A 12516-nucleotide genomic window follows, 5' to 3' on the forward strand; every position below is an offset into this window, starting at 1 on the left:
TTATTTCTCCTAAAGAAAAAGTTCTCTTTCTAGCAAAATGGAAAGAGAACTTTTTTCTAATTAAGCAGAGCAGATTTCTGTTTAAACAACTTAATTTTATCATTACAGTAATTGATTAAATCTCGAGCTTTCTCAAAAGTATAGCCTTTTTCAGATACAGACTTTACTTTCTTTTCATCAAAATAGTAGCCTGTCAAGCCCCTGACTTCCTCTGATAAGATGAGATAATAGCCTGTTTCAATCCCCTCGTCTAGATTTTTGGAAAATGACTTCATCAAGCATCCAAAGAGAGACTTTTTCGTCTTTTCATCACTGGAATCATTCCCTAAGTTGGTTGAAATCAAACCCGGATGATAGGCATTGATGGTGATGCTTGAACCTCTTAAAAAGAAGTCTCTGGCTAGATAGCGTGTCATCCAAATAGTGTAAAGTTTGGAATTGTTGTAGGCCAAACCTGGATGATAGTTTTTCTCAAATCCAAAGTCCAAATCCTTGACCTTGGCAAAATGATGCATATAGGAAGAGGTATTAATGACACGACCCTCAGCCGCTTTTTCTAACAAGGGGCTTAGCTCAGTTGTTATCAGATAGGGAACCAGAACGGATAACATAAAAGACAACTCGACATTTTCAGCACTTGCTTTGCGTTCTTTTCCTGCATACAGGCCTGCATTGTTAAATAAGACATCGATTCTTTGAAAGTCGCGCTTGATTTCCTCTACAAATCGATAAACATCATCTAATTTTGAAAAATCTGCTAAGTAGCTTGAAACTCTGCCTCTCAGGGAAACGGCCCGAACCTCTTGAAGTGCCAGCTCAAGTTTTTGAGGATTTCGACCATGAAGAATGATCTGATGACCTGCACTAGCCAGTTTCTTTGCCAAATACTTATCAATATCGTCAGTAGCGCCTGTTATTAGAATAGTTTTGACCATATTAGTCCTCCAAGAAAGCTATTAGTTCTTTTGAAAACTCCTCTGCATATTGGAAGATCGAACCGTGCCCTGCATTTGGATAGATAATCAGCTTACTATTTTCGATTTTATCATGCATATCATAAGAATTTTCCGTTGGAACCTGCATATCGTTGTCCCCGTTGACGATTAAGGTTGGTTGGGTGATAAATCTTAGGTCGTCTTGAGAATCTTTCCCCCAACCTTTAATAGCTTTGAGTTGCGTCAAGAAACCAGACACACTTATGTCTTTATCCGCAAATTCCTTGGTTCGCATATCCATTCGTCCAAGAACATTCAGAGCTTCGATTTTCCCTTGTTCATCATGGTTATAGAAGATATAGCGTTTAGGATCGATGCGCTCGAGTCCAGCTTTAACCATATAGTTAAAGGTTTTCCCTGTAACCTTATCGACCTCTTTTCCACCTCGAGGTCCTGTTCCTGCTAAGATGAGACGGTTGACCATATTAGGCTTGATTCGGACCATTTCTTGGGCGATCATGCCCCCCCATAAAAAGGCCAAGAAGATTGATTTTATCGTAACCAAGGGCATTTACAAAGTCAATTGTCTGCTCAGCTATTCCAGGAATGGTTGGCGCTACTTTTCCTTGACTGGCTCCAACACCAGGAAGATCAACTACAATGACATGGTGCTTTTCAGCAATCAAGTCCAAGAGTTTTGGGTCCCAGTTGTCGAGGGTTGCTGCCAAATGGACTAGCATCAGAAGAGGTAGTTTTGATTTGCCTTTACTAAGTTCGCGATAGGCAATTTTGTTCCCGTCGACTGTGATGTCTTGATTTTTTTGTAGTAAGATATGACATTGTCTTTTCCTTTTTATTTCTTAAAGCTGAGGACTGTTTTTCCACGTGAGCGACCATTAGCGACCTTGTCTAAGGCGCTATTTACCTGTTCAAATGGATAAACTGTATAGATAGAGGGTTTGATTTCTAATTTGCTAAAGAGGTCAGCTACCTCTTGTAATTGAGCGCCATTGCTTTCTACAAAGATAAAATGATAGTGAACACCGTATTTGTCAGCCATCTTATCAAATGTACGACCGGCTAAGCCAAGAATCATCTGTTTCCATTTTGGTAGATTCATGCGTTTGGCAAAGTCACCATTTGGCATAGCACGGAGGGAAACAAGCTGACCACCTTTTTTCATGATAGACATTTGTTTTTCAGTCTCAGCTCCACCGAGAGTATCGAGGACATAATCCACTTGCCTAACAGTCTTTGTATAATCCTCTGTTTTGTAATCAATAAAGCGGTCTGCTCCTAGCTTCAAAACACGCTCAGCGCTATCTCCAGAACCGTTGGTAATGACCGTCAAACCTTTAGCTTTGGCAATCGGAATAGCCATTCCACCGACACCACCTGTACCACCAGAAATAAAGATCTTTTTGCCAGCTTGAGCATCTATGAGTTCCAAGGCTTGCATGATAGTTAAGGCAGTAAGCGGAACAGCAGCGGCTTCCTCGTCTGATAGATAGTTTGGAACCTTGGCTAAGGCTTGGCTATCGACAGCTACGTATTCTGCAAAGGCGCCGATATGATAAAGTGGCAGACGGCCAAAGACACGATCTCCTACCTGAATGTTATTAACTTTCTTGCCAATGCTTTCAACGATTCCAACCACTTCATTACCTGCAGTTTGAGGGAGTTTGTAAGGGACGATCATCTTGACTTCTCCTCGGGAAATCATGTTATCGAGAGGATTAACCCCGGCTGCGGTGACTTTGACCAAGACTTGTTTGTCTGTAATACTTGGTGTAGCGATTTCTGTGATGTTTAGTGTGATATTATTTTTGTTATAAGTAGTGTGTTGTGCGACTTTCATATGTTTTCTCTTTTCTTTTTTAATACGACTGATTATACTTGTATCTAATACAAGTATATGTTGTTTCAGGTAAAACTGACTTGACTTATTATCAAATCAGTTTCGGACCTGTTTGGCTTGTTTATATAGATTGTCAATGACATCCTCTAAAGTTTGATTTGTTAATTCCTTCTCTAATTGAGATTCGGCGCTAGCGAAAAGTGGTGAAACTGCTCCTTGAATATGTTTTCCAACGGGACAATCGGGATTACTATTTTGATGAACAGGAAATAAACTAATGTGATTGATTTCTTGAGTAGCATAGTAGATCTCTAGTAAAGTCATTTTCTTTGGAGACTTACTGAGTTGATAGCCTGTTTTTCCTTGATGTGAAGTAATCAGGTCTGCATTTTTTAATAAGGCAATCACTTTTCGAATGTAACTAGCGTTAGTTCCAACACTAATAGCTAGTGCTTGAGAACTTAATGTTTCCTTGCTTTCACTAATCATTGTTAAGATATGCAAAGCAACTGAGAATTTTGTATCCATCTGAACTCCTTTTTATAAACATGTATCAGATACAAGAACAAGTATACCACAAATACAAAGAAAAACAAGACTTTTGTTTTTAATTCTTTAAAATTTTGAGTGAAATCAGATTAGAGCTGTCTGGAAAGGTTGTTTACAAAATTATATCTTTAGTATCCATTGGTAGAACAAAAGTAGAACAGATACACAAAAAAGCCTTGATTTCAAGGCTTTTTCCTGTTGATTTAGATGCCCCCTACAGGGATTTGGAAAGGACTTTCATATTGAGAGCAATTAAAAATATTGAAATATAAGTGATTTTAGGTATTTTCAATGTCATGATTTAAAGATGGGACAAAAGTGGGGCAAAAACCATACAGATTCTAAACTGTATTGTTCTTTTTTATCTAACCAAGAAAGGTTAAAACTTATTAAAACAAATGCAATCAACTGTTGAAAACTTTTTAGTCTGTGTAATATAAAAACAAGTAAAATGTTGAACTATAGTGAATATTGTGTCATAATAGGTAATAGATGAATAATTAATAGATTGGAAATAATGCTTTCTTACCTTAACAAGTTGAATTGGTTATACATTTTTTCGTCGCAATTGTGTCTATCTCTCGAGTTTAGCTAGTTTTTATAAGCTCTGGTTTCTAATCAATATAACAAATTTTAGAAGTGCATAAGACAAGATGGTGACATTACTACAGTCATTTCTAGTCACCATATGTTGCTGGCACAGGCTGTTTGTAGTGTTGGCTATTTACTAGTCAGTTTAATCGGAGTGTTTAATTTTTATTGTTGAAAGGTTTTTATATGGCGAAAATTCTATCTTTAGGTCTGACAGGTAAGAAATTACTTGCTCAGGGGTTCTTGTTTGTTCTGCTAGGTCTCATCTTGATGGTCACGGGGACTTGGTTGCCAGTAAAGGTTATTCGACTGGTTCTGTTTTTAGCTTGGATAGCAACGGTCTTAGATTTAGTATTACGTATTTTCAAAAAAAGTCAGTCAACGGACACCTTGGGAGTTGCACTGGTTAAATTGTTAGTGCTGGGATATTTGCTAGGCTCCAATCTTGCGACGGATGTGCCGATTTATATTTTGGCTCTTGTGATTGGAGTTTATCAGATTTTTCATGCTAGTATTAACCTTGTCACCTATGTTCTCTACCGCAAAAACAAAATTCGACCTCGTTTTCGTCTCTTACTAGATGGACTCGTACTAGTTTTTCTTGGTGGGACTAGTCTTTTGTCCTCTACAGGAAATTCTGTCTTTCAACTCTTTGTATTAGGGGCTTATTTTTTCCTTTATGGTCTGTCCAATATCCGTGACGGTTTCTTATTTGAAGGGGAAATTGGGAAAAACCATCTCAAACGTCGTATTAGAATTAGCTTACCTATTGTCCTAGCCGCTCTCATCCCTGCAAGAACTTTAGCAAAAGTTAACAAATTCATGCAGGAAAATGCTGATGAGAGAGAGGATATCCATCTTGGAATGGTGAAGTCTGGTAAGACAGCGGAGCTTGAAATTTTTGTTCATACAGCTGAGACCTCTCTGTTTTCGGCAATTGGTCATGTGGATATCTGCTATCAAGGCCGTGTTATTTCTTATGGCAACTATGATCCGTCTTCTGAGACCTTATTTGGCATGGTAGGAGATGGTGTCTTATATTTCTGTGATCGTGACAAGTACATTGACCTATGTAAACGTGAGAGTCAAAAAACGCTTTTTGGTTATGGGATAGATTTGACGCCTGAAATGGAAAAAGCAGTTCAGAAAAAGTTGGCTGAATTGAAACAACTGACGATTCCATGGGAGCCAAGTGCAGATAAAATCATGACAGGTGATGGTAAGGAAGACTACACCTACGCTTATAAAATCAGACATGAGACAGATGGGGAACTTTATAAATTTATCAAATCTAAGTTTAAATCCTACTTTGTCTTATCTACAAACTGTGTGCTCTTGGCTGATACCATAGTCGGTCAGGCTGGCACCGATATCCTCTCACCCAAAGGATTTATCGCTCCAGGAACTTACCAAGCCTACCTTAATCGAGAGTTTGAAAAACCAAATAGTATAGTCGTATCTAAACATGTTTATTAAGGAGAATTTATGAACTTAGTAAAAAAATACACCCCGTTAATACTTTTTATAGGGCTGGTTACTCTTGTAATTCTGAATGCATCAAGCTTTATATCAGGGGCAGTATCTCTCTTTGAAGTAACTTCTACCTTGATTTATGGTGCTGTCATTGCTTTTGTGCTTAATGTTCCTATGAAAAAAATTGAAGAATTCCTAGTTAAAATGAAGGTAAAGGCAGGGTTGCACCGTCCGATTGCCATGGTACTTGTTTTCCTAGCTCTTATCTTAATCGTGATTGCTCTTTTGGTTTTGGTGCTGCCAACCCTAGCCCAGACTATTAGTCAGCTGGGAACAGTCCTTTCAACAGTCCTTACTCAACTTGGGAAATTGCTAGGCAGCTCGGAATTTGTAACCAAAGACATGTTGTCAACTATCGTATCAGGCATACAGGGACAATCTAGTTCTATTAGCCAAGCTTTGATAGGTTTTTTATCAGGTCTGACTAGTAATATCGGCAATATTTTTTCAAGTTTGATGAATGCCTTTTTGATTATAGTCTTCACCTTTTTATTTTTATCCAGTAAGGAACATTTGGCAGCGATGACGAGTCGACTTCTAAAAGTTTTTCTTCCAGAGAAGGTGGTGATAAAGTTGACTTACATTGGACAAGTAGCACTAGAGACTTATGACCAATTTTTGATGAGTCAGCTGATTGAAGCAGTTATCATAGGAGTTATGATAGCGGTTGGTTACAGCGTGTTTGGGATACCCTATGGAGTAATGACAGGTATCTTTGCAGGAGTGCTATCGTTCATTCCTTATGTAGGGCCTATGATTGCTTGTGTTGTGGGAGCGATTTTTATCTTCACAGTGAGTCCTACTCAAGCCTTACTTTCTCTTCTTCTATATCAAGTTATACAGCTGATTGAAGGAAACCTTATTTATCCTAGAGTTGTAGGTCAGTCTATTGGTTTGCCAGCTATTTTCACGCTTGCGGCTGCTAGTATTGGAGGCAATCTCTTTGGCTTACTTGGGATGATATTCTTTACACCGATATTTGCTGTTATCTATCGATTGGTTAAGGAATTTGTCGTTGCAAAGGAAAATCAGCTAGATTAAGAAAAACTAAATTTAATAAGATATACTGAGAAGAGAGTGAGAGATTCTCTTCTCTTTTATTTTTAAATACTTTTCTACAAAAAGCTATTGGACGTCAAAAAAGTCTTGGTTTCAAGGCTTATTCCTGTTGATTTAGATGCCCCCTGCAGGGCTCGAACCTGCGCCCCATAGATTAAGAGTCTACTGCTCTACCAACTGAGCTAAGGAGGCAACAGAAAAAGCTGAGAATGTAACTTCCCAGCTATTTTGTTGTAGAAAAAAAGTCCCATATGAGCTATAATGAAAAGCGTTCAAACAACTCATTAGAAAGATTCATATGGAACAATTACATTTTATCACAAAACTGCTCGATATCAAAGACCCTAATATCCAATTTATGGATATCATCAATAGGGTTACTCACAAAGAAATCATCGCTAAACTGGACTACGATGCTCCATCTTGCCCTGAGTGCGGAAGTCAAATGAAGAAATATGATTTTCAAAAACCATCGAAAATTCCTTACCTTGAAACGACTGGTATGCCTACTAGAATTCTCCTTAGAAAGCGTCGATTCAAGTGCTATCAGTGCTCGAAAATGATGGTCGCTGAGAGCTCTCTCGTCAAGAAAAATCACCAAATTCCTCGTATTATCAACCAAAAAATTGCGCAAAAGTTGATTGAAAAGACTTCTATGACCGATATTGCCCATCAGCTTTCCATTTCAACTTCAACTGTCATTCGAAAACTCAATGACTTCCACTTTGAGTGTAACTTTAGACATCTGCCTGAGATTATGTCTTGGGATGAGTATGCCTTCACTAAGGGCAAAATGAGTTTCATTGCGCAAGATTTTGATAAGCTCAATATCATCACTGTTCTTGAAGGCAGAACACAAGCTATCATTCGAAATCACTTTCTTAAATATGATAGAGTCGTTCGATGTCGAGTGAAAATCATTACGATGGATATGTTTAGTCCTTACTATGACTTGGCTAAACAGCTTTTTCCAAACGCTAAAATCGTTCTCGACCGCTTTCACATTGTCCAACATCTCAGCCGTGCTATGAGTCGTGTCCGTGTTCAAATCATGAATCAATTTGAGCAAAAATCCCATGAATACAAAGCCATCAAACGTTACTGGAAGCTCATTCAACAGGATAGTCGTAAACTGAGTGATAAACGGTTTTATCGTCCTACTTTTCGCATGCACTTAACGAATAAAGAGATTCTAGACAAGCTTTTGAGCTATTCAGAAGACTTGAAACACCACTATAATCTTTATCAACTCTTGCTTTTTCACTTTCAGAACAAGGAACCTGACAAATTTTTTGGACTCATTGAGGACAATCTAAAGCAGGTTCATCCTCTTTTTCAGACTGTCTTTAAAACCTTTCTAAAGGATAAAGAGAAGATTGTCAACGCTCTTCAATTACCCTATTCCAACGCCAAATTAGAAGCGACTAATAATCTCGTTAAACTTATCAAACGAAATGCATTTGGGTTTCGGAACTTTGAAAACTTCAAAAAACGGATTTTTATCGCTCTCAATATCAAAAAAGAAAGGACGAAATCCGTCCTTTCTAGATCTTAGCTTTTCTTCAACCCACTACAGTTGACAAAGAGCCTTTTAATATGCCCAAAATGGCAACTAGATTATTTACGAAAGGCCTCAATAATGTAGGTGAAGCCAGTAACTAAAAATGAAAAGGCAATGACATAAACGACAAAGACACCTGTAGCCACTGGATTGAACAGAATCACTAGACCTAGTAAAAATACAAGCAAGGCTACCCACATGATATGGTTGCCAATAATAGGGAAAATCAATCCCAGACGATTGCCTTTAAAGAAAACTATAATGGCTTCTACAATTAACCAAATTCCTAAAATAGTTGGAATGACGACCGGCAGGGTCACAAAGCCATAAGCAACGAGGTAAAGAGCTAAGAGAAGACTAACAAACCCTTGGAAAAGATAAACAGGTGAGCGAAGCTCTTTTGGTGCAGAGAAATAGCCTAAAAGAGCTGCTATAGAAGAAACCAGTAAATCAAATGCAATCCACCAGCTGTAAGCAACAAGATTAGCTACTGGGTGTGTAAATAGGAAAAGTCCAAAAAGGGCAAAAACAACTCCTGCAAGGAATAGCAGTAAACGATTAGAAAATTTCATTTCAATACCCCCCTATATAGTATAGTCTGATAATAAAACTATTATACTTATTTTTATAGAAAATGTCAATAAAATAAATAAACAATTTGGAAGTTTCAGTTTTTATCATTTTGAAAATAAAAAGAGAAGATAAAATTTGTCTTCTCTACATGAAAATATTGTATGGCATCAAAGCAAAAGTAACTGGCTTTACACTATTTGTTAAGATGTAATTTGATTCAAAAAGAAAAGATAGATTTAAAAGTGGGGCAAATGATGGAGCAAATCAGTTATAGACAAGCAAAAAAGCCTTGAAATTAAGGCTTTTTCCTGTTGTATTTAGATGCCCCCTACAGGGATCGAACCTGTGACCCACGGATTAAGAGTCCGCTGCTCTGCCAGCTGAGCTAAGGAGGCAAAGAAAAAGCTGTATTGGTGCCGAAACTTCACGGTTTGTATTGAACCCGCGCAATTAAGCAGGTGGGCAACTCGCTCTAACTGAAGCTGTTTCCGTGTGAGACGGCCTACATGCTGTTAGAAGACTTTTGTTTCCCTAATAATACAAAAAATAGTCGGTCAACACTTAAGTGTGAAGTCGTACACCACAGCGTTTCTATGTTTATATAATACCACTTTTTCAAAAAAAATCAAGAGGAAAGTGCAATTTTTTGAAAAGGATTTCAGATTTTTCGCAAACGGTCGATGGCTTCCTTTCTTTGAGCCAAAGCTCGTTCATATTTACCAGTATCTTCTGCTTGGAAATAGTGCTGATTACGAATTTTTTCTGGTAGATAGTCTTGCTTGACCCAATTTCCAGGATAGTTGTGTGGATAGAGATAGTCTTGGGAGTTGCCCAGTTCCTTGCTTCCACTGTAGTGACCATCACGCAGGTGTCGCGGAATAGGCAAGTGCCCTGATGTTTTGAGGTCGGAAAGTGCCTTGTCCATAGCCACATAGGCAGAGTTGGATTTTGGAGAAAGGGCCAAATCAATCACGACATTGGCAATGAGAATGCGGGCTTCTGGGAAACCAATCCTTTGTGCAGCATCTAGAGCTGTTACGGTGTGAATCTGGGCCTCGGGATTGGCCAAACCGATATCTTCATAAGCGATAACAGTCAAACGGCGAGCGAGACTTGGCAAATCACCAGCCTCGATCAAACGGGCAGCATAGTGAAGACTGGCATCAACATCTGAGCCACGGATAGACTTTTGCAGGGCAGATAGAACATCATAGTGACCGTCTCCATCCTTGTCCATAGTGATGTAGCTTCTCTGAAGACTATTTTCCATGATGTCTAGAGTGATATGACGGATGCCCTTATCATTCTCAGGAGTAGAGAGAACAGCCAAGTCCAGTGAGTTAAAGGCAGAGCGAAGGTCTCCGTTTGTAGAGGTCGCAATGAAATCCAGCGCATCCTCATCTAGTTTTACTGGAAAATCAAAACCACGCTCAGAGTCAGTCAGGGCTATTTGAATGGCTCCTTTGACATCCTGGTTAGACAAGGGTTCCAACTCAAAAATCTGAACACGGCTACGGATGGCTGGAGTGACAGAAAAGAAAGGATTTTCAGTCGTCGCCCCAATCATGATGACCAGTCCGCTTTCTAAGAGAGGCAAGAGGAAGTCTTGTTTAGTCTTATCAAGACGATGAATCTCGTCTAGTAGCAGTACAAGGCCACCTGAGAATTTAGCTTCTTCAGCGATTTCTTGCAGTCGTTTTTTACTATCAACTGTCGCATTGAAAGTTCGAAAGGCGTACTTGGTCGTCCCTGCGATGGCTGAGGCAATACTGGTTTTGCCGATTCCCGGAGGTCCATAGAGAATCATGGAGGACAGGCGGTTGGCTTCTACCATGCGGCGAATGATTTTTCCAGGTCCGACCAGATGTTCCTGACCGATGACCTGGTCGATAGTTTTAGGGCGCATGCGAAGCGCGAGATTGTCTGGCATAGCAGTCCTTTCTAACGTGGATTTTCTGGTGTATATGTGGTAAGATGGTAGTATCTATTTTAGCATATTTCCGAGCAATCGGGGCGATTTAAGAGTCGCATAGAAAGAGGACAAAATGGCAACATATGGATTTTTAGATGTTTTACAAGAAGAGTTGGACAAGAACTTTCCTTTTGATTATGAGATTAGTTGGGACAAGCGTAATCATGCGGTTGAAGTGAGTTTTCTATTAGAGGCACAAAATGCTGCTGGAGTGGAGATGGTGGATGAAGATGGAGAGGTTTCATCAGATGACATTCTCTTTGAAGAAGCAGTGCTTTTTTACAATCCTGCCAAATCAACAGTCAATGAGGAAGACTATTTGACGGTCATTCCTTACTTGCCTAAAAAAGGATTTTCTCGCGAATTTTTAGCTTATTTTGCTCTTTTCCTTAAAGATACTGCCGAGGTTGGACTAGATGCCCTCATGGACTTTTTGGAAGACCCAGAAGCAGAAGAATTTATCATGGAATGGAACCAAGAAGTCTTTGAAGAAGGAAAAGTAGGCTTGGAAGAGGGAGAGTTTTATCCTTATCCGAGATACTAGGAGTCTAATATGGAAATAGAGATTTCTGATTTCCAAGGTTGCAAGATTGCCTTGATTTGTGGGGATAAGGTCTTGACTATCTTACGTGATGATAAGGACGATATCCCTTGTCCCAACATGTGGGAGTTGCCAGGTGGTGGCCGTGAAGGGGATGAAAGTCCTTTTGAGTGCGTGGCTCGTGAAGTTTATGAAGAACTGGGAATTCATTTGACTGAGGATTGTCTGCTTTGGAGTAAGGTTTATCCAAGTATGCTCTATGAAGGTCGGCAGTCTGTCTTTATGGTTGGTCAGCTAAGACAAGAACAATTTGACAATATTACCTTTGGAGATGAAGGACAGGGCTATAAACTGATGCCTATTGAGGAGTTTTTGAAGTCTAAACAGGCAGTGCCTCAGCTACAGGGGAGATTGAGGGATTATTTGGAGGAAGTAAGGTAGATGCCAAATCGTAGTAAGAATATCAATATGTTTCTCATAGATGGAGAAGTTACTGGGATAATTAAATGTACCTTGTCAAATTGGACAGGAGTGATTTATAAAATTCCTCGAATTCAATTGGCAGATTTAAAATCTCGTGATGAAATGAATCAAAGCGGCATTTATTTCCTATTTGGTCGTGATGAGGATAAGCAAAAGGATGTTACCTACATTGGGCAGGCAACGAATCGCAAAAACGGTGAAGGTGTCCTTTTACGTATTCAGGAACATACTCGTGACAACCATGCAGATTATTTTAATGATGTCATTATTTTGACGACGCAGAATAACTCCTTTGGACCCACGGAAATTAGTTACTTGGAAAATAAATTTACACAGCTGGCAAAGGACGCGGGGCGCTTCATTGTAAAAAATGGGAATGAGCCCAATTCTGGGAATGTAACAGAAGAAAAGCAGTCAGAGTTAGATGAGGTTGTGGAAAACACTTTGATGATTGTAGGGACCTTAGGGTACCGAGTGTTTGTTCCTATGACCAAGAAAACAGGTCAGAATGTTTCTGATGATAATTTAACTTATCTCTATCTAAAGCGAAAAACCAAGAAATCAAATAGAACGATCGAAGCAATCTGTGAACATACTTCAGAAGGGTTTGTTGTTTTAGAAGGAAGTCAAGTGGATGTGGTTGATTCATCCGCGATACCAGCAAGCTTAAAGGAATTGCGTAAAGAGTTAATCAAAACAAATATGATTAAAGATGGTATTTTACAAGAAAAACAACTGTTCTCCAGTCCATCTTATGCAGCTGCTTTTGTATTAGGAATGAATACGAATGGACGAACTGACTGGAAGAACAAGGATGGTAAAACACTAAAAGAATTAGAAGAAATGGAGGGTTAAGGAGAA

Annotated in this window: 11 protein-coding genes, 2 tRNA genes and 1 pseudogene; 6 read left to right on the forward strand and 8 right to left on the reverse strand. The window is 39.1% G+C overall.

The genetic code is table 11. The features are described from left to right. Positions 1–56: 56 nt before the first annotated feature. From UKS_RS02395 to UKS_RS02410, 4 genes and pseudogenes are all read right to left on the reverse strand, one after another. A complete protein-coding gene (locus UKS_RS02395) occupies positions 57–935 on the reverse strand; it encodes an SDR family NAD(P)-dependent oxidoreductase (protein WP_156011686.1) in 879 nt (292 codons plus the stop codon). A 1-nt stretch (position 936) separates the two neighbouring features. Next, positions 937–1775, reverse strand: a pseudogene (locus tag UKS_RS02400) (alpha/beta fold hydrolase). Positions 1776–1788: 13 nt separating this feature from the next. Further along, the gene (locus UKS_RS02405) at positions 1789–2793 is read right to left on the reverse strand and encodes an NADP-dependent oxidoreductase (protein WP_156011687.1); all 1005 of its coding nucleotides are present in this window, start codon (positions 2791–2793) and stop codon (positions 1789–1791) included. A gap of 96 nt (positions 2794–2889) precedes the next feature. Beyond that, positions 2890–3321, reverse strand: a complete 432-nt coding sequence (locus UKS_RS02410) for an Rrf2 family transcriptional regulator (protein ID WP_156011688.1) — start codon at positions 3319–3321, stop codon at positions 2890–2892. 798 nt (positions 3322–4119) lie between these two features. On the opposite strand from UKS_RS02410, the gene UKS_RS02415 reads away from it, so the two are divergent. Next, positions 4120–5409: a DUF308 domain-containing protein gene (locus UKS_RS02415; RefSeq protein WP_156011689.1), complete on the forward strand. Its 1290-nt coding sequence runs from the start codon at positions 4120–4122 to the stop codon at positions 5407–5409. A gap of 9 nt (positions 5410–5418) precedes the next feature. Continuing rightward, positions 5419–6507 carry an AI-2E family transporter gene (locus tag UKS_RS02420; protein WP_173020439.1) on the forward strand — a complete coding sequence of 363 codons (1089 nt, stop codon included), beginning with the start codon at positions 5419–5421 and terminating at the stop codon, positions 6505–6507. Between the two features lie 137 nt (positions 6508–6644). Here the strand turns inward: UKS_RS02420 and UKS_RS02425 are convergent. Continuing rightward, a tRNA-Lys gene (locus tag UKS_RS02425) sits at positions 6645–6717 on the reverse strand. 106 nt (positions 6718–6823) lie between these two features. Here UKS_RS02425 and UKS_RS02430 point away from each other — a divergent pair. Next, positions 6824–8080, forward strand: coding sequence for an ISL3 family transposase (locus tag UKS_RS02430; RefSeq protein WP_156011439.1), 1257 nt, complete (start codon positions 6824–6826; stop codon positions 8078–8080). Between the two features lie 62 nt (positions 8081–8142). On the opposite strand, the gene UKS_RS02435 is transcribed toward UKS_RS02430, so the two are convergent. The 3 genes from UKS_RS02435 to UKS_RS02445 form a co-directional block, all read right to left on the reverse strand. Continuing rightward, positions 8143–8658: a DUF308 domain-containing protein gene (locus UKS_RS02435; RefSeq protein ID WP_156011690.1), complete on the reverse strand. Its 516-nt coding sequence runs from the start codon at positions 8656–8658 to the stop codon at positions 8143–8145. Between the two features lie 323 nt (positions 8659–8981). Then, positions 8982–9054 (reverse strand) — tRNA-Lys (locus UKS_RS02440). A 263-nt stretch (positions 9055–9317) separates the two neighbouring features. Further along, the gene (locus UKS_RS02445) at positions 9318–10589 is read right to left on the reverse strand and encodes a replication-associated recombination protein A (RefSeq protein ID WP_156011691.1); all 1272 of its coding nucleotides are present in this window, start codon (positions 10587–10589) and stop codon (positions 9318–9320) included. A 115-nt stretch (positions 10590–10704) separates the two neighbouring features. Between UKS_RS02445 and UKS_RS02450 the strand changes: the two genes are divergently transcribed. The 3 genes from UKS_RS02450 to UKS_RS02460 are packed head-to-tail and all read left to right on the forward strand — an operon-like array spanning position 10705 to position 12510. Next, entirely contained in the window at positions 10705–11175 is a 471-nt protein-coding gene (locus tag UKS_RS02450; RefSeq protein ID WP_156011692.1) for a DUF3013 family protein, read from the forward strand. Between the two features lie 9 nt (positions 11176–11184). Continuing rightward, positions 11185–11613, forward strand: coding sequence for an NUDIX hydrolase (locus UKS_RS02455; protein WP_156011693.1), 429 nt, complete (start codon positions 11185–11187; stop codon positions 11611–11613). After that, positions 11614–12510 carry a GIY-YIG nuclease family protein gene (locus tag UKS_RS02460; protein WP_156011694.1) on the forward strand — a complete coding sequence of 299 codons (897 nt, stop codon included), beginning with the start codon at positions 11614–11616 and terminating at the stop codon, positions 12508–12510. It begins immediately after the preceding gene. Positions 12511–12516 lie beyond the last annotated feature (6 nt).

Origin of the sequence: Streptococcus sp. 116-D4, assembly GCF_009731465.1 — a bacterium.
In the GTDB taxonomy this organism is placed as follows: domain Bacteria; phylum Bacillota; class Bacilli; order Lactobacillales; family Streptococcaceae; genus Streptococcus; species Streptococcus pseudopneumoniae_E.